Genomic DNA, 21,187 nt, shown 5'->3' with positions numbered 1-21,187 from the left:
AGCCTCCTGTTACCGTTCACAAAAGAATCCGTTTTTCTCTCCGGGTTTTTCCTTTAACCGGATATCTCCAGCATATATAACTGTCATAGATTCCATTTGCTTTCTCTCATCCGTACAGTTTCCTGTATTCCGCGGGATTCAGCCCCGCAACCTTGTGGAAGGTATGGGTAAAATGTTTCCTGTCACTGTATCCCACTCTCTCACAAATCTCCGCCACCGGCATATTCGTCTCCCGCAGAAGCCGCTTTGCCTCGTCCATCCTGATCCTGGTCAGGTATTTTGCAAAACCTTCCCCGGTTTCCTTTTTAAACAGGACGCTGAAATAGCTGACGCTGAACCCGGCCGCCTCACAGACATCCTCCAGCGTAATCGGCTCATGAAAATGCTGCATTACATACTGTTTGGCAATTCTGACGGGCCGTCCCGCCTCACTCTTTCGCATCTCCCCTGTTTCCGCAATCAGTATTTCCTGTATCTCTTCCAGCTGTTTAAACAGCTCCTCTCCCCTGCAGCACTGGCGGCAGCAGTATTCGAAATCCTGCTTAATTCCCTCCACATTGCTGACGGCGCAGCGCGCCACGAAGAGATGTCCGGCTGATAGCACCAGTTCAAAGAGCTCCCGGCCGCAGATTTTATGGGTTTCTATGGCGGACTGCCATAATGTTTTGCAGGCGGCCGAGGCCTCCTCCACACTGAAGACTTCAATTGCATGCTCCGTTGCTTTCACATACTTATCCAGAAGATTCTGCTTTTCAATTCCCGAGCTGTCCGGGATTCCCTCCAAAAGGCGGCCGGGACCCTCCACAAGACGTTCCATCATCGCGCCTCCCGCCTCCTCCAAAGAACCGGCCAGCCCGGCGCAGTCATCCACCGCAGTACCCAGGGAAAGGGAAAACTCCACTTCCCCATACAGACTTTTCTTCGCATCCAGAAGATTCAGGCACTCCCTCAGGCTCCGCCTGACTTCCGCCCTTTTTTCCAAATCATAATTTAAAATCCCATATCCCGTATAATCCTGGAAATACAGATGGTATTCCGGACAGATGCCGGAAAGGCCGTTTTCAAATATCTCTCGTGCCTTTTCCTGCAGTATCTCATATGGGGAACCTCCCATTTTCCTGATATCGCAGTCGATCTTCAGCATGAAAACCTGATAGGTATTACCCTGCGTCTGAAAATGGTAGGTATCGCGCAGCGTTTCTTCCGTCAGATGAGGCGGGTTTTGTGAGAGCAGATCCTTCACCAGGCTGCTTCGGAGGCGCCTCAAATCCTTCTGGCTGTTCTGATGATGTTTTGCCGCTCCCTCTTCCCTCCGAAAACGCGCCTCACACCGTTCTCCCATCTTCCGCAGGGTTTCCATCAGCTCATCCTTTTTAATCGGTTTCAAAAGATAATTGCCGACGCCGTATTGGATCGCGCTCTGCGCATACTCAAAATGAGCATATCCGCTGATAATCACGACCTCCAGCTGCGGCCTGAGCTCCTTTGCACGCCTGATCAGCTCCAGGCCGTCGCACCCGGGCATTCTGATATCCGTGATCAGGATATCAGGCTCCAGAGATTCCACCAGTTCCAGGGCCTCCAATCCGTTTTCGGCAGTTCCCGCCACTTCCATACCCAGCGCATCCCAGTCGGCCAGGGCCTGCACGAGGCGGCAGATCAGCTTTTCATCATCCGCTATAATCACTCTTATCATACTGCGCCTCCCCAATAACAATTATAAAACAGCGAGAACTTCCGCCTCCGCCGGGATACTCGGAATCCCTCCCGTCTTCTGGGTGGAAAGACTGGCCGCGGCTGATGCAAATTCCGCGATTGCCGCCAGTTCCTTTACTTCAAGACAGTCCGGTTCCTTTCCTATCTTTAAGAGACGCGAAACGGCGCTTCCGCCGAAGATATCTCCCGCTCCCGTCGTATCAATCGGTTTTACAGCCGGACATACCGCCGATGCTCCGCCGTTCTTGTTCGCCAGATAAGCTCCCTTCGGCCCCAGCGTTATCATCGCAAGCTTAACCCCGTATTCATCCAGCAGTTTGGCCGCCGCTTCCTTCTCATCGGTAATTCCCCACAGAAATTCCACTTCCTCATCGCTGATCTTGACAACGTCCGCGTTCAAAAGCCCCCACAGGATCTGCTCTCTCGCTTCTTCCATGGAACTCCACAGCGGAGGACGCAGATTTGGATCAAAGGTAATAATCTTTCCCTTTTCCTTTGCATAGGCCACCGCCTTCTGCGTCGTCGTGCGGACCGGTTCGTCCGTCAGGCTCAAACTTCCGAAATGGAACACCTTCGCCTCGTCAATCAGCGCCAGATTAAGTTCTTCAAAGAAAAGCCTTGTATCGGCTCCCGGCTTTCTGGCAAAACTGAAGGAGCGGTCCCCATCCGGGCTGAATGTGACAAAAGCAAGGGTGGTAAATACCGTACCGTCCGTCACAATGCCTTTTGTCCCGATTCCCGCATCGGCCATAGTCTCCCGAAGAAGTTTTCCGAAGGCATCATCACCGACCTTTCCCAGAAATGCGGTTTTTGCCCCATAGGCGCTCAGCGCCGCCAGGAAGTTCCCCGGCGCCCCGCCCGGGTTGGCTTTCATCGTCGGGTATCCCGCCTCATCCGTTGAAAGCGACGCAAAATCGATTAATAACTCTCCAATTGCCGTTACATCATACATGATTCTCACCCCGTCTGCCTTTTTTATTATCCATCAAAGCCCTGCATTCTTCTTCCAGATCTGCTATCTGCTCACGCCCGTCGGCGATGCAGAAACGGATCTCATTACAGTGTTTCTCAAAAGGCGCCAGCATCCTTGTCTGCCCGGCCCTTCCGTCAAAGCCGCAGTTGGTCGGTTCCATGGCCATCGCATAGTCGCCCGATGCGCTGCTCTTCCACTGGGTCATAAACGGAATCTGCTTCACGTTCCACCTGATGCAGAGCGCCAGTCCCAGACCGTCGTTTACAAATGCACCGAAGGTATTCCCATCCTGATCCGACGCCAGCGTATGCTGAAACACCTGCTCCGGCTCCCCGTCCACGGCCCGTCCCATAGTATGCCGGTCCGCCATCCCCCGGGCTGCCGCTTCGTCCCGTGGAACGCAGGAAGATTCCGGCAGAATCAGACGGCTGCCCGGCGCCAGAAAGGGATATCCGGCGTTGCAATGGTACAGAAAACAAAGGGGTTCCGGTTTAAAACCCTGGTTTTCTATTTCATCGTGAAACAGGATCTCCCCGGACCCGTACACCGTCTCCACCGTTCTGCGAAGAACCATGTTCTCGCCAAAAATCCTTGCCTGACGCATCTCTCCCGTCACACGCACCGTGTACCTGTCCCCGTCGAAAAAGGCGTCCATCCCGACCTTTTCGGCCGGTGTCGTCCTCATCCTGCCATGGGTCGGATATTGCGTTCCGTCTACCATCCTGCACCCGTGGACATGGTCGAGGCCGCAGGTAAACATGGCGCCGCCCATGATGGAGCGCACCGCCTCCTCTCCTGCCGTATCGTAGGAATTTCTTCCCTGCAGGCCCGGTTTGGCAAGGAAGCTTAAGTTGATTCCCCGGTAGCGGATCCAGGCCGGATCCAGGCATTTATCAAGCATCAGCGGAAATTCCAGAGCTCCGTTTTGAACCAGGGCGCACCTGAGTCCGGAGGCCCGTCCGTCCTCATATGTAATCCGCCTCACGCCTGCTGCCTGCTCCATGCTGCCGCAGTAGTGCAAAAGCTCTTCCCTGCCGCCATCCATCACTTCACCGTCATCCATCATTTTGCCGCCATCCATCATTTTGCCGCCGGGTACTCGTTGCAGAGCAGGCGGTATGGAGCCTCGTCCTCCTCGATCTTCGGGAAACGTCCCATCTCCTCGTAGAAGCGGTTGTCGGTATTGTCATCGTTACACTGGCTCACCTCGCCGAGAAGCACGGCGCCGGTTCCTTTCTCTACCTCAAAATCATGATACATATAAGGATAGATCGTGATACTCTCTCCCGGCGTCAGGCGCACCTGGGTTCCTGCCGGTACGACAATCTCCCTGCCGTCGATATGGACATGGACGTCATTTACCTTATCTAAATCCTCTTCCGGGGTGGAGTTGTAAACGCGGATCAGGACGTTGCCGCCGCCGCGGTTAATAATATCTTCCATCTTAGACCAGTGGAAATGCATCGGGGAATACTGTCCGTCTTTGATATACAGAAGCTTTTCCGCATAAGATTTTGTGTATTTGTCGCGCATCTTCAGATTGCCGTTCCTGATTGTAATCAGGGAAAATCCGGTCTTATCAAAATTACCAAGGCCATAATCCGTGATATCCCACCCCAGCATATTGTCACGGATCTCGTCGTAGTCATGCCCCTTCTCCCGCCATTCCTCCGGTGTAAAATTGCAGAAGGGGGGAACCGCAAAACGGTACTCCTTCACCATTGTTTCCATCTCTTTTAAGGCTGCATTGATCTCGCTTCGTTTCATATAAAAAACCTCCTTAATCTCTCTTTTCATCATACCATGGCTGATATCACAATTCAACAAAAACGCCGAGCCTCCGGTTCGGCGTTTTTGCCTGTTCACTCTCCGTCCCCTTAAGGGGAATCCGGGAAATGATAGTTACAAAACGGTTATGTAATTACTTTTTAAGTACGGAAACGCCTGTATCTTTTACAACTCCGCCAAGGGAATTGCCTTCCAGAGCCTGTACGCATGCCTCAACACCCATGGAGCCCATTACGTCTGGATTCTGAGCCATTGTGCAGAGTAAGTATCCGTCGTTGATTAAGCCGAGGATTGCATCCGACTTATCGAAACCTACGCCGATAATGCCGTCTTTACCTGCTGCCTTGATTGCATTTCCTGCGCCTGTTGTGGAACCTTCGTTACAGCCGAAGATGCCGACTACGCCCTGAGTGATATAGTTCTCTGCGATACTCTGGGATTTGGCTGCATCGCCCTCGCCGTACTGTGTTTCAAGAATTGTATAGTCTGTTCCCTCAAATGCGGAGCGGAATCCCTCTTCACGCATAACACAGGAATCGGTTGCTGCGTTTACATTGATAACGCCGATGGAACCGGTTGTCACGCCTGCATCTTTGAGAGCTTTTAACATTTCTTCTCCGGCTGTCTTTCCTGCCGCCTTGTTGTCGGTTGAGAAGGTTGCTTCTGCATCTACGTTGGCCGGTGAGTCGACATAGACAATCTTTACGCCTGCCGATGCCGCCTCTTTCAGTGCGGAAGAGATGGCGTCCGGGCCGTTGGCTGCTACCATGATTGCATTGTAGCCGCCTGCCACTGCATTGTTGACGCACTCGATCTGCTGTGCATCGTCTTTTGTGTTCGGGGACATAAATGTTACGGACACGCCCAGTTCTGCCGCCTTTTTCTGTGCGCCTTCATTTAATGTTACCCAGTGCTGGTCGATAGAGTCCATGGTAATAAGGGCAACTTTCCATTCTTTGCTGGCTTTTGCCGGAGCTGCTGCCGCCGCGCCTGCCGCTGCACCTGCCGTTAATACGGAAACGCCTGTATCTGTCACTTTTCCGCCCAGGCTCTCTCCGCCGATAGCCGCAACTGCTGCTTTTACGCCCTCTGAACCCATTACGTCGGGATTCTGGGCCATTGTACAGAGTAAGTATCCGTCATCAATTAAGCCAAGGATTGCATCTGATTTGTCAAAACCAACGCCGATGATTCCGTCTTTTCCGGAAGCTTTGATGGCATTGCCTGCGCCTGTTGTGGAACCTTCGTTGCAGCCGAAGATGCCGACTACGCCCTGAGTGATATAGTTCTCTGCGATACTCTGGGATTTGGCTGCATCGCCTTCGCCGTACTGTGTTTCAAGAATTGTATAGTCTGTTCCCTCAAATGCGGAGCGGAATCCCTCTTCACGCATAACACAGGAATCGGTTGCTGCGTTTACGTTGATAACGCCGATGGAACCGGTTGTTACGCCTGCTGCCTTAAGAGCCTTTAACATCTCGTCGCCGGCCGTCTTTCCTGCCGCCTTATTGTCGGTTGAGAAGGTTGCTTCTGCCTCTACGTTGGCCGGTGAGTCAACATAGACAATTTTTACGCCTGCCGATGCCGCCTCTTTCAGTGCGGAAGAGATGGCGTCCGGGCCGTTGGCCGCTACGATAATTGCTTTCGCACCGGCTGATACCGCGTTGTTTACACATTCGATCTGCTGTGCGTCGTCTTTTGTATTCGGAGCCATGAACTGAACGGTTACGCCCAGCGCCTTTGCTTCCTTCTGAGCTCCCTCATTCAGGGTTACCCAGTGCTGGTCGATAGAATCCATTGTGATAAGGGCAATCAGGTCTCCTGAGCCCTCCGCAGCCTTCTCCGCCTCGGCGCTGCCTGTTTCCACCGTCTGTGAAGTTTCCTTTTTGCCGCAGCCTGCAAGCGCTGTGACAACCATACAGGATGCACAGAAAAGAGCAGCGAGCTTCTTCATTTTCTTCATGTAACTTCCTCCTTTTTTCGCAGTCCGCCACGTTGATCCGACGGATCAGCCGCGGGCCGCATTCTCTTTTTCATTCTATAATCAGCGCTGCTTCACAGCGTCTAATTCCAGTTTACTCCGGTAAAACTAATTGGCGCGTTTTTTCTTAAACAGGCCTTTTCTGAATACAACATCCAGAAGTACGGCAAATACTACAATGATACCGATTACGAGACGCTGGATACCTACCTGTACGCCGATCATATTAAGACCGTTTTCCAGTGTCTGCCATACGGAGGCTCCTGCCAGTGTTCCGAGAAGGATACCCGTGCCGCCGAGCGGTGAGATACCGCCGATAACGCCTGCCGCAACCGCATACATCTCATACATGTTGCCTGCCTCCATATTACCCATGTTGGCCTGGCCGCAGAGGATTAAACCAACTACGAAGGAACAGAATGCACTGACGATGTATGTCTTTGTGATCGTCCCCACTACGCTGACGCCGGAGAGCTTCGCAGCCTCCACGTTGGAACCTACCGCGTAGATGTGGCGTCCCGTTCTCGTCTTGGAGAGCAGGAAGAAAAATACGAGGAACAGGGCTATTGCAATCCAGAATGTATTGTACACGCCCGCAGTCTTCCCATAGTAGAAGAAGTTCTGGAATTTATCTGCGGCTTCTTTGCCGATACCGGAGCTGATGGCGTCCGTGTTCCGGTTTCCGTTTACCATGTATGCCACGCCTCTGGCTACAAACATGGTTCCCAGTGTTGCAATAAAGGGAGGAAGCTGGAACTTTCCTACCAGAATACCGTTAATCACGCCGATTACGAGACAGCATGCCAGAGTAATCAGAAGCGCCACCGCCGGCGTCACACCATGAGTCATAAGCGTTGCTGAAATCATTGCGCTCATGCCTACCACGGAACCGATGGAAAGGTCGATGTTTCCGGTAATCAGTATGTAGCTCTGGCCGATACCGATAATCAGGTATTTGGACATGGAACGCAGAAGGTTCATCACGTTCTGGCCTGAAAATACCGTCGGGTTAATGATTCCGAATGCGATATAAATTACAATCAGTCCGGCGAATGCCGTCATCGCCCCGCGCATTCCGCGGACATTAAGAATTCTCTTAATCGGATTTTGTTTCGTCTGGTTCATTTTTTCTCCCCCTTATCACTCACCGCTGGCAATCTTTTTCTCAAACTGTGTTGCCAGTGTCAATATCTGATTCTGCGTTGCTTCTTCCGACTTCAGTTCTCCGGTAATGCGGCCGTCGCACATAACGATAATCCGGTCCGCAATTCCCATAACCTCCGGCATCTCAGATGAAACAAACATAACCGCAATGCCCTGCTGCTTTAACTCATTCATCAGGTTATAGATTTCCACCTTAGCCGCCACATCGATTCCCCTGGTCGGTTCATCAAATATGACAACCCTCGAGTTTCTCGCCAGCCATTTGCCTACAACGACCTTCTGCTGGTTTCCGCCCGATAAGTTTCCCGCCTCCACTTCCATGGTCGGCGTCTTAACCTTTAAGTTTTCCACAACGCGGTCGCACATCTCATGCTCTTTTACACTGCTGACAACGCCCAGCTTGTTGCAGAGGAGATCCAGGTTCGGAAGCGCTATGTTGTGGCGGATGCTTAACTTTGTGCAGAGACCGTCTTTCTTCCTGTCCTCCGGCGCCAGTACGATGCCCGCCTTGATTGCATCCTCCGGCTTATGTATCACAACTTCCTTACCATCAAGGACAATATCGCCGCTCTCTTTCGGGTCAACACCGAAAATCGCCCTCGTCGTCTCGGTCCGTCCGGCTCCCATCAGGCCGGCAAAACCGACTATCTCACCCTCATAGAGGGAAAACTCCACATTTCTGACCAGCCGCCCGGCGTTTAAATTCTTAACCTCCAGGACCAGCTTTCCTTTCTCACACTCTACCCTCGGGAACTTCTCTTTAATCTCACGCCCCACCATATTGGCGATAATTTCATCCATCGTCGCATCCTTAAAATTCATGGATGTGATGTACTGGCCGTCGCGCATGATCGTCACTCTGTCCACAATGTGCTGAAGCTCTTCCAGACGGTGGGAAATATATACGATTCCGCAGCCCCTCTCCTTCAGTTCCCGGATGATTCTGAATAAGTCCTCAATCTCCCTGGCTGTCAGGGCCGATGTCGGCTCATCCATGATCAGGATTTTTGCATTGGTGGAAAGCGCTTTGGCAATCTCTACCATCTGCTGCATGGATACCGGCAGCTCTCCGACTACCTGCTGCGGCCTTAAATCAATTTTTAAATCATCGAGAATCCTCTGGGCCTCGGCTTCCATCTCCGAATTCGAGAGCATAATGCCCTTTCTCTTCTCTCTTCCAAGGAACATATTTTCCGCTACCGAGAGATGGCGGCACATGTTTAATTCCTGATGGATGATTGCCACTCCGACTTCCTGGGCCTGCTTCGGGTTCAAATCCCCGTACTCCCGGCCGAAGATTGTCATGCTGCCCTCGTCCCTTGTGTAAACACCGCTCAGGATTTTCATCAGTGTGCTTTTTCCTGCTCCGTTTTCCCCCAGAAGCGCCATAACTTCGCCTGAACGAAGCTCAAAATGGACGTGATCGAGCGCTTTAACTCCCGGAAAGCTCTTGCTGATATTTTCCATAGAAACGATTGTCTCATTCATTTTCTGACACCTGTCTTTCCCTTTTCTTCCCTGCTTGTTTTTCATATCATCGTTATGGTTCTATTATATCAGAGGGTTTTTGTACAAATAAGGGGGTAAAGATTGTTCTTATAGGGGGTTTTTTATGCACTTTAACCGAGCCGCTGGGTGGTATTTTTGTTTTTTATTGACGAATTGGTGAAACAGACGGACTGTGGTGATTTTTCTGTTGGGAAGATTTTCAGAAATAAGCGGCGTACCTGCCGGAAGGAGTACAGCTAAGACAGCATGACCTGCGGTGCCGTTTGGCGGAATATCAATATGCCGGTACAATACCTACTCATATTATGGTAAAATAGCCGTATCAGCGTTGAAAGGAGAAGTTATGGACCTATATCATTTCTGGCGTGCGGTGCTGAAACAGGACGCCGGCGCCATCAGAATTTTTTTCCATCCGGAAGCTCATGTAAGATGGCACAATACAAATGAAGATTTTACAGTGGAGGAATTTATACGGGCCAACTGTGAATATCCCGGAGAATGGGACGGAAAAATAGAAAAAATCGAAACAAACGGTAATTTAACCATCACCGCCACCCATGTACATTCCGTTGACCATACGTTATCGTTCCATGTTGTTTCATTTATCCGGATTGAGGACGGTAAGATCATCTCGGTCGATGAATACTGGGGTGATGACGGCCCCGCCCCGCAGTGGCGGCTTGATAAACACATTGGTAAAGCAATCATAAAACATTAAAACACAATTTGTCAGGAGGTATCACTATGCCGGAGAAACCGGAAGAAATGAAACATTTTATGGAGCGTCTGGAGCGCTCCAACGCAGGTCAGGAGAAATATGCCAAGCTTCAATACAGAATGAGCCAGATCACCGCGGCCGCCAGCATCCTCATTCTCTGTATCGTCCTCTACACGGCCGCCACCGTCATTCCAAAAGTCACCACCCTGTTTGACGACATCCAGGTATCCGTGTCCAATATTCAAAAAATATCCCAGGACCTGTCCGACGCCGATCTGCCGCAGATGATTGACAACATGGACAGCCTCGTTACCACAAGCGAATCCAGCATCCGGGACGCAGTGGACAAACTGAACTCCATTGATTTCGATTCGCTCAACAGCGCGATACGGGATCTGGCGAATATTGTGCGGCCGCTTGGGAGGTTATTTGGGGGGAGTTAATTGAGAGGCGAGGACGCCTCTGTGAGACGGCGGTCGGGGGAGTGGGAGGGTGTTTATGAGTCTTCAGTCCCGGTTTGTAGGGTGTGGTGAGGGGGAATCCAGGAGAAAAAATTCCTACGGGAACTCGCTTCCGCTTGTGGAATGCGCAGCGGATGCTAGCTTCGTGTAAGACCTCAGCAAGCACCGGCGGATTCCAAGGTCTCCCTTCGGAAAGTTTTCTCCTTCCTTCCCCGGGCAGGTGGTCGACGGGACTGAAGACTCAGGGAAGTGTGTTGCCCCGTCCGCCGGCTTCAGGGGCTGATTGTCTCTTTCGTCAAGTGTGGAGGTGGTATTGTCGCGGCCACGATATAGTCGTAACTATTTTACATTCTGGCGATATCCTGGGATGCATAAAAAGAGTATCGGAATAAACACTCTAAGATTATAAGATTTTAAGTTTACATAGTCTCATAGTGAACAGGATATAGTTTCCTAGCATTCTCTAGAAACGTAGTGGCAGCGGCAAGCTCCTCCCCCATTGAAGAAAGAGGATAGATCAGCCGCCGCAGGCCGGGGGCCGGGCCGCTGCTATCCTGGCTGAGTCTTTCGTCCCGGCCATAACCTTCCTGTGGGGAAGAAGGGAGAAAAAGATTCCGGAGGGAACCTGGAGTTCATTGGTACTTACCGAGGTCTTTTCGAGGTTAGTACCACTATGTACTTCAAAGAGCGCGAGCGTTTCCCGCAGGAACTTTTTCTGCCCGGATTCCCCGCCCACGACACCCTGACGCCCGGGACGAAAGACGCATGGATCCCCCTCACCATCCCGGTCCCCGGCCTGACGGCGGCGTCCTCGTTTCTCACCCCACTCCCTAATCTCCCCAGAAGTAAAGCGCCTTCACATACCCTTTTAGATCTCTGACCAGCACATTCCCAGAATACTCCTGAGGTCCATACGGACCCTGTTCGTCAAAATCCATCACCCTGTAATTCCCGGCCGACTCTTTCAGTTCTTCCCGCTTCATATTAAAATATCCGTAATACTCTTCACAGGCTCCCTTCAAAACATAGACGTCTCCCTGATACACTCTCTTAAACCTTGTATCGGCGCTGTCCGCCCACAGGCTGTAAAGTCCTGTTTCCGAATTATAGGAGCTCATGACATAATCGCCTTCCGCCTCATCTCCGAATACAAATTCTCCGTAGTCCTGTTCTTTTGCCTTTTTCAGTTTTTTCTGCTCTCCCGTAAGCTCATCGGTGGAGACCGCAAGTTCCTCCCCATCTAAAAGCTTACGGTACTGCTCCTGTGTCAGTGTAATAGGAACTGAAATTGTACCTTCCGCCCTATAATAAATGCCTTTATCTTCCGCATGCTCCCTGTCCGAGGCCAGCGTTACCAGGATCTCACCGCTCTCCGGCAGCAGTGACAGATAGGGCGCCGGAGAAAGCGCATCGTACTCCATTTTTTGCTTTTCTGCCTTATTTACATCATATTCATTCTCGGCTTCCTGTAAAAAGGAAATATTTCTTTTTATCAGGTTCCCCAGCAGCCTGTCGTCAAACTGAGCCGGCTCCGTTGTGCCCTGATACCAGGGCTTTGCCCCAAAGTATGCATTCAGTTCTTCATTCTGGAACTTTCTCCCGTAAACCGCATAAAACTGATTTCTGATGATTCTCATCTGTTCCTTATTAAGTCCTATCAGATCGGTACCGTTTAACGGTCTGTAAAAGGCCTCCGGCAGTTCCAGGTTTCCTTTGCATGTATAATATACCCCCGCCGCCTCGCCGTTTCCATTCAGGGAGACGGTTCCATCCCGGTTCACACTCAGTTCCATAGCAGCCGCAGTATTACCGGCCGCTCCGTTCATTTCGTTTGTGAGGCTGTAAGATGAGGTTTGGCTGCTGTACGGCAGACGGTACACGCCCAGTCCCAGAGCGGCATTCGAACGCTCTATATCCTGAGGCTCCGTGCTCCTCTTATTGACCGTTACACTTAATGTATTTCGCTCCCCCGGTCCTCCCGGAAGGATCTCCATGGTGTACCGAAAGTCCCCTGCTTTAAAATAAGAACTGCAAAGCGCCGAAGCGCCTGCCGGGAATTCGTTATCCCCTAAATCCTGCGTAGTTCCCCCGGGTTCAGACTCCGTTCCCTGGCCGGAGACGCCGCCGTTCTTATCCGGCTCCGCTCCGTTTTCTTCCGCCGTACTTTCCAGACGCTCCTGGTTTTCACTTCCGCTTTCACTTACCGGTGTTTCGCTTTTCCCGCACGCAGAACAGGCGCTAAGCAGTAATGCAGAGAGCATTAATATAATAAATTTGTTCGTTTTTTTCATATAGCTTCCCCTCTTTTCCTTTTCTCACCTGAAAAACTCCGCTGTCTTCCGGATTAGACACTTCTGTCCCCATCTTCCATCCATATCCGCATCTCCTTCTGTCCCGGTGATTTCTTTTACTTATTTTACCATAGGTAAACTGTCCTTTCCATCCGATCGGCCTGTCGAAATCATTGCTTTTTTCTTACGATTGAACGGCCCGGGCTTCTCCCTACCCTGTCATTTTCACATGAAAGCCGCAATATATGGAGGAATAATTCAGAGTCGGATCGGGTATGTTGTTAAGAGATTGTTACAGGACAGATGCAACATTGACAGTAACGGATACGCTCACTATAATGGTAGGGAATCAACGTTCGGCAGGATTTTTCCTTTTTCAGGTTTGTTTCCTGCTGAATAGAAAACGCAGGAAAGCTGCGGCTGATTGACATAAGGAGAGACAAGGAGAGAATAAGGCTATGCCGGATTTAATTTATGAAGTAAAAGACCATTTGGCCCGCATTACGATGAACCGCCCTGAGCACCTCAACTGCTTCAGTGAAGAAATGATACAGCTCTGGACAGCGGCGCTGGAGGATATAAGAGACAGGGATGATGTCTATGCTGTCCTGCTTTCAGGCAATGGAAAGGCATTCTGTGCCGGAGGCGATGTAAAGGCTATGGCTGCCGGTGATGGTTTTTTTGAAAGCCGCGACGATATCACGTCCACCGCCCTTGCCAGAAAGAACTCCCTGTGGACGGGAATTCAGAGGATACCGCTCATTCTGGAAGAGATCGACAAGCCCGTAATTGCCAAAATCCACGGAGCCGCTGTCGGCGCCGGACTTGATATGGCCCTGATGTGTGACGTTAGAATCGCCTCGGAAAGTGCAACTCTGTCGGAGAGTTATTTTAACGCCGGAATCGTGCCGGGAGACGGCGGCGCCTATTTCCTCCCACGTCTGGTTGGACGCGATAAAGCGCTTGATATGTTCTGGACCGCCAGGGTATTAAAAGGAGAAGAAGCGGAACGGATCGGACTGGTAACACGCACGGTTCCCTCTGAGGAGCTTGATGAATATGTAGAAAATTACATGCAGAAACTTCTGGAAGCACCCCAGCAGGCTATGCGCCTGACAAAAAGGGCTATCTATCAGAGTGAGCAGAGTACGCTCCGCTCCTCCCTGGATATGGTTTCCTCCTTTATGGGTATTGTAACCGAACTGGACGATTACCGCACGCGCACTGCTGCGCTGGTGGAACGCCTGAATAAAAAATCCGATAAAAAGCGATAAAAGAACGGCCGCGAGAACGATTGGCATAATGCCTTTTGCTTTCGCGGCCTTTTCTTATAAATAAATCTATTATGACAACCAGTTGTCATGTTTTATCTGCTATACTATAAATGACAAAATAATAGATAATGTCAGAACGGAGGATAAAAATGAATGTAAATTTAAGCGAATTGCAAAAGACACTGGCTGAAACCGAAGTAATCTCACTGGCTACCAGCGCAAACGATTTGGTCACCGTCCGTCAGGTCAGTCCCCTGTCCATCGGCCTGCTTCTCTATGTGAGAACCTCTCTTTCTTCCAGAAAAGCAATACAGATGCTGGAAAACCCGAATGTTGCCGTCTGTGTGGGTAATTTTTATTTTACCGGTCATTCGGAACTGCTCGGAAAAGTGACTCTTCCTGAAAATGAGGAAATTAAAAAAGCATACAGGGAGCGGTATCCCGAATCGTTCTCAGAAGATGACGAATTCATCCAGGACGACGAAGTTTTCTTTCTCATCAGGATACGGAAAATCTCGCAGTGGGTCTATGAAAATAATATCCCTGTCGGACTGGCAGAGTTGGAACTGGAGGAATAAAATATGCGCTTTGAACGTTTGACGGCCGTTGACAATGAAATGTATTTAAGAGCCATGGAACTCTACAAAATCAGCTTTCCTTATCATGAGCAGAGAATCGCCGCCTCTCAGACGGAAATCATGGAAAACAGGGAGTATCAGTTTAACCTTATTTATGATGAAGAGGATTTTGTAGGAATTCTTTTATGCTGGGAAACGGATTGTTTTATTTACATCGAACATTTCTGTATCGATCCTGACAAACGCAATCGGCAGTATGGCCAAAAAACCCTTGCGCTTCTGGGACAGCGGGGAAAGACTGTAATTCTGGAAATTGATCCTCCCGTTGATGATGTTTCCATCCATCGAAAAGGATTTTATGAAAGAGCCGGATTCAGGGTAAACAGCTTCAATCACGTTCACCCGCCGTACCATGAGACACACCAGGGACACCGCCTGGTTGTGATGTCCTGCCCGGAGCCGCTTGATGAAACAGAATACAGCTCATTTAACTTATATTTGAAAAATACGGTAATGGGATGCTGAAGTTATCTTACTACCTAAAGCCCGATCGAATCAGGCCACATGCTTATCTGTCCGTCGTATGTCTGCCGGACAGGTAAGCATCGTTGTCTATAATGATCCCATTATTTCCAATTCTGGTAATCCGTTTTCCCGTCAGATAATCTTCGCCGAATCTCACAACAATATCCTCCGGAATAATCGCAAAAGGGTGAGCCATCAGCTTTTCACCGCCCAGAACTTTACCCATACTGTAGTAACCGCCGTCCAGTTCGAAATTGGTCTGGATTACATCTGCCAGTCCCCGGTTCCAAATAGCCGCGCCGATTGCCCGTATCGGTGATACCTTGTCTTCTGAAGCCGTACAGCGTTCCAAATGATTTTTGTCGTGACTCATGATATCAGACTCGGGAATAATCAGGTCAAATGCAACTTCTTTTTTACCGTACATCCAGAACCCGCGCATTTCCTTATAGGCAGGCGCATTAAAGAGAATCTGCATGTAGTCGTTTTGTACATGTTCCGTGAATCCGAGCCGGAATCCCTGTGCCAGCTTTTTCCGGTTCCATGCAACAATTTCATCATAACCGGCATCCTCATGAAACCAATAGCCGCTTTTAAACGGAAATCCCGATTCAATCACTGCCGAATAAATCTGTTCTACATAATCATCCGTCACTTTGTCCGTTCTTCTTTGCACCGCCATTGAGAAATACGCCGGCATATGATTCCTCCTTTTACCTTGATTGATTATACCTAAAAAGTTGTTACGGGTAGAAGAAGCACCGAAACCGGGATCCTCAGTTACGATGCCATCAGTAAATCCGACTCTAAATCACACGTCTTGGCTACTCGCCTTTTATCATAGAACCGCAATATTCGCATTCCGTTACTGCTCCTCTTGCCACCTTGTTCACACCTCCGCATCCTTTGCAGTTCACCGTCATATATTCTATCTTCTGCTGGACCGGCGCCTGGTTTTTAACCGGAGGAACCGGCCGTGCCTGTGCGGCGGCCTGGTTCTTTCCGCCAATTATCAGACGGTTGGAATTTGCATCAATGTAAGCATTAGCAAATAAATTCTTTTTGATCATTTTCTCGATGTTAGACTTGACAGTATCCGGGGAAGTATTGAGCGCTGCCGCCAGATAATCGATGTTTCCCGTCTCGTTACCCGACAAAGCCGTCACATATTTCTTAAAGTCCACGGTCAGCTTACGCCTTTTTCTGCTGAAGAAAATCAGAACCAGTCCTATCACGTCGCAAACAAGACAAAACTGTAAAAATCCACCGGCCCCCAGTTCTTGATCGTAAAGCGACATAATCGTACATAAACCGAAAAGCAGCAAGATAATAATCCCTGCCACCAACTGAACTTTTTCGATAATCTGGTTTATTACCAGGGCTGTTTTGGAACTGTTCACCTCATATACCTCCACGCTGTAATTATTCTGTTATACTGCAAAATCCGATTTATTACTCATTTCAATTCTGTTACTGAGATGTCTGCACCCTATGTACAAAAGGCGCAATTCATCGTTTCATTGCCTTTGAAGCGGTATAAAATATAATTCCGGCCATCATCCCCACAATTAATAGTACCGCTTCCACTGCGATAAACCCCTTAACCGCCTCCTTTAGCACCGTCATAAAGAGCAGGGAACTTATAAATGTTAAAAAAGAATATGTAATGATGACCGTACCGATACCGACTCTCGCTATAATCTGGGATGTCTTATCTGCAATTGCATCAAGGAATATTAATCCGCCAAACAGGACCCCTTCCGACAAAACCATGAAAAATAGCGCCACAGCCGTTACACCATGCCAGTCCCTTATAAACAATCCGCACAGGATCAGGGTCAAAATAATTGTTAACGCTGCCAATATCCCATATGTTTTTCTATATTTCATATGCGTCTCCTTTAGAGCTTTTCTCCACATTCCAGACAGAATTTCGGACTGCCTTCAAATGCCGTGCCGCATTTCGGACATCTCTTTGCCAAAGCTTCCCCACACTCCGGGCAAAACTTCATCTCTGCAGTAATTGTGGCTCCGCATCCGGGACACGTCTTTTTCGGTTCGTACCCACAGGCAGAGCATTGAGCGGCTCCCTCCGCCATATCATTACCGCATTCCGGACAGTGATTGATCTTTCTGCCGCATTCAGGGCAGAATTTAACAGCTTTTGTAATTTTGCATCCGCAGGCCGAACATTTCGCCTCCGCCGGTTCTTCTTTCAACTCCTGATCGGTATCAAAGCCGCACATACCGCAGAATCTTTGCTTGCCCGTCATAACCGCATGACACTTGGGGCATTCTTTCGTTCCGCCATCGTCCGTCTTCAATCCCTGCGTCATTTCAGTAAAAGCTCCGCCTACGCCATGCCCCATTCCGAGGCCTATTCCCAGTCCCATGCCTGCCCCCATGAGGGGAGCGGCCGCCGAACCCGTATTTTTCGCAGCTCCCTCCAGGGTATCAAAGGAACGTTCCTGCTGGTAATTATATCCGATAATATTCATCTCCGCTCTCTTTGCGAGAGCCGCCTTTAACTGTTTCACGGCCGTATCTTCTTCGGGGACGCTTATATCATTGACGTAAAATGTTGCCAGCCTGATTCCATATTCCTCCAAAACCGGCTCCATCCGTGTTTTCATGAATTCAGACAGTTCATCCAGATACGCATTGATTTCTAGGATGCTGATCTGTTTATGTATCAGGTAGGTGGAAATGGAATCCTTTACCTTCGTTATATAAAGACCTCTGAAATATTTGATAATATCCATCTTTCCAAACGCCGGAAGGGTTCCCACCAGCTTTACCAGAAACTTTTTTGAATCCTCAATCTGTATTCCAAACGCACCATTTGACCTGACCGGTACAAAAATCCCGTACTTTGCATCCTGCACCTGGATCGGTGTCGGTGTTCCCCACTTTACATCAAGATTATATGCCTTATTGACAAACCATACCTCTGCGGTGAAAGGGGAACGGTTGCCGAAGGGCAGATTGATTATTTTGTTCAGAAACGGAATATTGGCTGTATCTAAAGTGTGACGGCCGCTTTCGAAAACATCCAGCGCCCGGCCGCCCTTAAACAGAATCGCTTCCTGGGATTCATTCACAATAAGCTGTGTCCATGTTCCCAACTCCTCGCTTGGATATTTCCATGCAAAGATATCCGGGTTCCCATTATATTTTATCACATCAACAATAGCCATTCTTACTACCTCCTTGGCTGTTTTGGTTCATTTTTCACTATAAAAATAGTCGAATTCTGTAATAGGAAGCACATTATTGACGACTCATTTTATTGTATACATAAGAAAGGATACCACAGAATCAGGGATATTACAATTGGGATGACAGGATTTAGAATATTTTGGAAATAAGAAAAAAGTAAGCGTCAAATAACATAGTGTATTTCTTTTCCTGCCATAATCCGTGATAATTACTCTTAGAGTTTTTAGGGTCTACTCTTAAAAATCTAAAACACGGAGGTATATCATGGAAGAATTATCAGCAAAGACACAAATCAATATCCAGAAATGGCTGGAAGTCATTCACCGATGCCGCGACAGTGGGCTTTCTAACCAGCAGTGGTGTGAAGAGAATGGCATTTCTTTGAAAAGCTACTATTACTGGCTCGCAAAGATCAGAAAGTTGGCGATTGAGAACCTTCCGCATAAGCGAAATGCAGGATCTGTTTCCACGGAAGCACCGGAGACTGCAGTGTTTGCATCGATTCCGGTTATCAGCCATTGCCCTTCCAATCCCGCATCTGTTATCATCCGTTCCGGCAGTGCAGTGATTGAGATCGCTGTGAATACGCCAGACTCCCTGATTCAGTCCGTCATTCTGGCTGCATCCAGATGTTAGGGGATCTTTCACGGGCAGAAACGATTTATCTTGCCTGTGGTTATACCGATATGAGGAAATCCATCGATGGCCTTGCAGCCATCGTCCAGCAGAACTTCCGGCTGAATCCGTTCTCCAACAGCCTCTTTCTCTTCTGCGGTCATAAACGTAATCGTATGAAGGCTCTGTTTTGGGAGGGAGACGGTTTCGTCCTACTGTACAAGCGTCTGGAAAATGGGAACTTCCAATGGCCAAGGACCCCGGCGGATGTACGCCGGATATCCGCTCAAGAGTTGCGCTGGCTGCTGGAAGGACTGTCCATTGACCAGCCAAAGGCGGTAAAGAAGCTGCATCCGAAATCTATCCTTTAAAGTGGCTGAAAAGCTTGTAAATACTGGATTCTCAGCCACTTTTATGCTATACTAAATACAGTTAGAATACGAAAAGGAACCGATTTCCATGGCCGACGGAACACCAATCTCAGCATTAGAAAACCGCATTACAGAGCTAGAAAAAGAAAATCTTCTCCTCCAGGAAAAGGTAGCTTTCCTGACCCGCAAGCTTTATGGCAGGTCAACCGAGCAGACATCCTCCCTTGATATCGAGGGACAGATGTCTCTTTTTGATGAAGCGGAAACGGAGGCCGATTCGAAAGCTGCTGAACCGGATATGAAGGATGTCGCTTCCTATCGGCGCAAAAGGTTCCCAGGTCAGAAAGAAGAACTGCTCAAAGACATCCCTCATGAAAAGAAACTCTGCACACTTGCAGAAGAAGACCGTTTCTGCCAGACCTGCGGTTCGCCGCTTGTTTCGGTGGGGGAGGAATTCGTCCGGACGGAAATCGAGCTCATCCCTGCCAAGGTACGTGTTATTGACTATTACCGTGAAACATTCGAATGCAGGGAGTGTCGTAAGAACGGGAAAGCATATATGGAGAAATCCCCCATGCCCTGTCCGGTCATCCAGCACTCTTATGCGTCCCCTTCCACGGTTGCCTGGGTCATCCATCAGAAGTATGAGCTGGCCGTACCGCTGTACCGTCAGGAAAACGAATGGAACGATCTTGGTGTGGCCTTAAGCCGGGCAACCATGTCCAACTGGATTCTTGCCAGTTACCGGGACTGGCTGTCTCCGATTGTCGGACTGTTACGGAAAAGACTTCTGGAACAGGGATATCTGCACATCGACGAGACGCCGGTACAGGTGCTGGGGGAAGCCGGAAGGAAGAACACCACGGATTCCTATATGTGGGTATACTGCTCCATAAAAGAAAGCAGCCATCCCGCCAGGCTGTTTGATTATAAGCCGGGACGCAGCGGAACTTTCCCCCAGAAGTTTCTGGAAGGTTACCACGGATACATCCACACAGATGCTTATAAAGGCTATGAAAAAGTATCTGGGATTACAAGATGTTTCTGTTGGACACACCTTCGCAGATACTTTGTGGATGCCCTTCCAAAAGAAACGGAAAGCCGGGAAACAACCATACCGGCACAGGCCATCAGCTACATCAATCAGCTGTTTGAGATTGAGAAAAAACTGGAAGTCCTGTCTCCCCAAGGCAGGAAGGAACAGCGTCTGATACAAGAAATGCCTGTATTAGATGCCTTTTGGTCGTGGGCTGAAGATGCATCTGCCGGAATCCTTCCAAAATCCAAACTTGGAGAGGCATTTACCTATGCCTTCAACCAGAGAAAGGGGTTGATGAATTATCTGCTGGACGGGAACTGCGCTGTCTCAAACAATCTTGCCGAGAACTGCATCCGTCCCTTTACGATAGGACGTAAGAACTGGCTGTTTTCTGGAAGCCCCAAAGGAGCAGAGGCCAGTGCAGGTATCTATACGCTGGTGGAAACGGCAAAAGTCAATGGCCTAAACCCCAGAAAATATATTCAGTATATTTTGAGTGATATCCCCGGAACAGCATTCCAGCAGTATCCGGAATTTCTGGAAGACTATATGCCATGGGAACCTGTCATACAGAAAATATGTAGATAACCGCCAACCTTGAGAAGAGCAGAAGGCTGGCGATTTTTCTATACACTCTGTTATTTGACGGTTACAGAAAAAAGAATATATGGGCAAATATTCGCACTTTGTATATCAAAATTGCACTTTAAATAACAAAAAACCAGAATTCCTCTTATGTTAAGATAATTCTGGTAATAAAAAGAGCGCGAGACGGGATTCGAACCCGCGACCCTCGCCTTGGCAAGGCGATACTCCACCACTGAGCCACTCGCGCATATCTTAGAATCGGGGTGACAGGATTCGAACCTGCGACCTCCTGGTCCCAAACCAGGCGCTCTAGCCAAGCTGAGCCACACCCCGTCATCCGTTTCTGATATAATCATATTCAGTTATGAAAAATCATA

20 protein-coding genes and 2 tRNA genes are annotated in these 21,187 nt (G+C 49.2%); 8 read left to right on the top strand and 14 right to left on the bottom strand.

Features of this window, described 5'->3' with window-relative positions; genetic code table 11:
- Positions 1-106 precede the first annotated feature (106 nt).
- The 7 genes from EJL91_RS13660 to EJL91_RS13630 all read right to left on the bottom strand — a co-directional run bounded on the left by EJL91_RS13660 (position 107) and on the right by EJL91_RS13630 (position 9,110).
- A complete protein-coding gene (locus EJL91_RS13660) occupies positions 107-1,696 on the bottom strand; it encodes a response regulator (RefSeq protein WP_125142511.1) in 1,590 nt (529 codons plus the stop codon).
- Between the two features lie 21 nt (positions 1,697-1,717).
- Complete coding sequence (locus EJL91_RS13655) at positions 1,718-2,668, bottom strand: carbohydrate kinase family protein (protein WP_125142510.1); 951 nt, start codon at positions 2,666-2,668, stop codon at positions 1,718-1,720.
- Positions 2,661-3,773 (bottom strand): aldose 1-epimerase family protein, encoded by a 1,113-nt coding sequence (locus tag EJL91_RS13650; protein WP_243125342.1) that lies wholly within the window; start codon positions 3,771-3,773, stop codon positions 2,661-2,663. The genes EJL91_RS13655 and EJL91_RS13650 overlap by 8 nt, the downstream gene beginning before the upstream one ends.
- The gene (locus EJL91_RS13645; protein ID WP_125142509.1) at positions 3,770-4,456 is read right to left on the bottom strand and encodes a D-lyxose/D-mannose family sugar isomerase; all 687 of its coding nucleotides are present in this window, start codon (positions 4,454-4,456) and stop codon (positions 3,770-3,772) included. The genes EJL91_RS13650 and EJL91_RS13645 overlap by 4 nt, the downstream gene beginning before the upstream one ends.
- 154 nt (positions 4,457-4,610) lie before the next feature.
- Positions 4,611-6,440: a substrate-binding domain-containing protein gene (locus EJL91_RS25270; protein WP_125142508.1), complete on the bottom strand. Its 1,830-nt coding sequence runs from the start codon at positions 6,438-6,440 to the stop codon at positions 4,611-4,613.
- 126 nt (positions 6,441-6,566) lie between these two features.
- Positions 6,567-7,583: an ABC transporter permease gene (locus EJL91_RS13635; RefSeq protein ID WP_125142507.1), complete on the bottom strand. Its 1,017-nt coding sequence runs from the start codon at positions 7,581-7,583 to the stop codon at positions 6,567-6,569.
- Positions 7,584-7,598: 15 nt separating this feature from the next.
- On the bottom strand, positions 7,599-9,110 hold the full coding sequence (locus EJL91_RS13630; protein ID WP_125142506.1) for a sugar ABC transporter ATP-binding protein: 1,512 nt from the start codon (positions 9,108-9,110) through the stop codon (positions 7,599-7,601).
- 364 nt (positions 9,111-9,474) lie between these two features.
- Between EJL91_RS13630 and EJL91_RS13625 the strand changes: the two genes are divergently transcribed.
- The gene (locus EJL91_RS13625; protein WP_125142505.1) at positions 9,475-9,849 is read left to right on the top strand and encodes a nuclear transport factor 2 family protein; all 375 of its coding nucleotides are present in this window, start codon (positions 9,475-9,477) and stop codon (positions 9,847-9,849) included.
- A gap of 26 nt (positions 9,850-9,875) precedes the next feature.
- Positions 9,876-10,292 (top strand): hypothetical protein, encoded by a 417-nt coding sequence (locus tag EJL91_RS13620; protein ID WP_125142504.1) that lies wholly within the window; start codon positions 9,876-9,878, stop codon positions 10,290-10,292.
- An 848-nt stretch (positions 10,293-11,140) separates the two neighbouring features.
- Here EJL91_RS13620 and EJL91_RS13615 read toward each other — a convergent pair.
- Positions 11,141-12,601: a DUF4454 domain-containing protein gene (locus EJL91_RS13615; protein WP_125142503.1), complete on the bottom strand. Its 1,461-nt coding sequence runs from the start codon at positions 12,599-12,601 to the stop codon at positions 11,141-11,143.
- A 458-nt stretch (positions 12,602-13,059) separates the two neighbouring features.
- Here EJL91_RS13615 and EJL91_RS13610 point away from each other — a divergent pair, with 458 nt between their 5' ends.
- The 3 genes from EJL91_RS13610 to EJL91_RS13600 all read left to right on the top strand — a co-directional run bounded on the left by EJL91_RS13610 (position 13,060) and on the right by EJL91_RS13600 (position 14,978).
- Complete coding sequence (locus tag EJL91_RS13610) at positions 13,060-13,875, top strand: enoyl-CoA hydratase/isomerase family protein (RefSeq protein WP_125142502.1); 816 nt, start codon at positions 13,060-13,062, stop codon at positions 13,873-13,875.
- 149 nt (positions 13,876-14,024) lie between these two features.
- Complete coding sequence (locus EJL91_RS13605; protein WP_125142501.1) at positions 14,025-14,453, top strand: pyridoxamine 5'-phosphate oxidase family protein; 429 nt, start codon at positions 14,025-14,027, stop codon at positions 14,451-14,453.
- A gap of 3 nt (positions 14,454-14,456) precedes the next feature.
- A complete protein-coding gene (locus tag EJL91_RS13600) occupies positions 14,457-14,978 on the top strand; it encodes a GNAT family N-acetyltransferase (RefSeq protein WP_125142500.1) in 522 nt (173 codons plus the stop codon).
- 43 nt (positions 14,979-15,021) lie between these two features.
- Here the strand turns inward: EJL91_RS13600 and EJL91_RS13595 are convergent, their stop codons facing one another.
- The 4 genes from EJL91_RS13595 to EJL91_RS13580 all read right to left on the bottom strand — a co-directional run bounded on the left by EJL91_RS13595 (position 15,022) and on the right by EJL91_RS13580 (position 18,175).
- Positions 15,022-15,678 carry a hypothetical protein gene (locus EJL91_RS13595; RefSeq protein ID WP_125142499.1) on the bottom strand — a complete coding sequence of 219 codons (657 nt, stop codon included), beginning with the start codon at positions 15,676-15,678 and terminating at the stop codon, positions 15,022-15,024.
- A gap of 124 nt (positions 15,679-15,802) precedes the next feature.
- A complete protein-coding gene (locus EJL91_RS13590) occupies positions 15,803-16,378 on the bottom strand; it encodes a hypothetical protein (RefSeq protein WP_125142498.1) in 576 nt (191 codons plus the stop codon).
- A gap of 109 nt (positions 16,379-16,487) precedes the next feature.
- Entirely contained in the window at positions 16,488-16,868 is a 381-nt protein-coding gene (locus tag EJL91_RS13585; protein ID WP_125142497.1) for a hypothetical protein, read from the bottom strand.
- Between the two features lie 11 nt (positions 16,869-16,879).
- Positions 16,880-18,175: an SPFH domain-containing protein gene (locus EJL91_RS13580; protein ID WP_125142496.1), complete on the bottom strand. Its 1,296-nt coding sequence runs from the start codon at positions 18,173-18,175 to the stop codon at positions 16,880-16,882.
- A 286-nt stretch (positions 18,176-18,461) separates the two neighbouring features.
- On the opposite strand from EJL91_RS13580, the gene tnpA reads away from it, so the two are divergent.
- The 3 genes from tnpA to tnpC all read left to right on the top strand — a co-directional run bounded on the left by tnpA (position 18,462) and on the right by tnpC (position 20,810).
- A complete protein-coding gene (gene tnpA, locus EJL91_RS13575; RefSeq protein ID WP_125140623.1) occupies positions 18,462-18,833 on the top strand; it encodes an IS66 family insertion sequence element accessory protein TnpA in 372 nt (123 codons plus the stop codon).
- Positions 18,827-19,183, top strand: a complete 357-nt coding sequence (gene tnpB / locus EJL91_RS13570; RefSeq protein WP_125141120.1) for an IS66 family insertion sequence element accessory protein TnpB — start codon at positions 18,827-18,829, stop codon at positions 19,181-19,183. The genes tnpA and tnpB overlap by 7 nt, the downstream gene beginning before the upstream one ends.
- A gap of 88 nt (positions 19,184-19,271) precedes the next feature.
- Complete coding sequence (gene tnpC, locus EJL91_RS13565) at positions 19,272-20,810, top strand: IS66 family transposase (protein WP_125142495.1); 1,539 nt, start codon at positions 19,272-19,274, stop codon at positions 20,808-20,810.
- Between the two features lie 175 nt (positions 20,811-20,985).
- Here tnpC and EJL91_RS13560 read toward each other — a convergent pair.
- Positions 20,986-21,057, bottom strand: a tRNA-Gly gene (locus EJL91_RS13560).
- A gap of 11 nt (positions 21,058-21,068) precedes the next feature.
- A tRNA-Pro gene (locus tag EJL91_RS13555) sits at positions 21,069-21,143 on the bottom strand.
- Positions 21,144-21,187 lie beyond the last annotated feature (44 nt).

Origin of the sequence: Clostridium transplantifaecale (assembly GCF_900626075.1) — a bacterium.
In the GTDB taxonomy this organism is placed as follows: Bacteria; Bacillota; Clostridia; order Lachnospirales; family Lachnospiraceae; genus Otoolea; species Otoolea transplantifaecalis.
The sequence above is the reverse complement of the archived record's forward strand: the minus strand, read 5'-3'. Positions and strand labels throughout refer to the sequence as shown.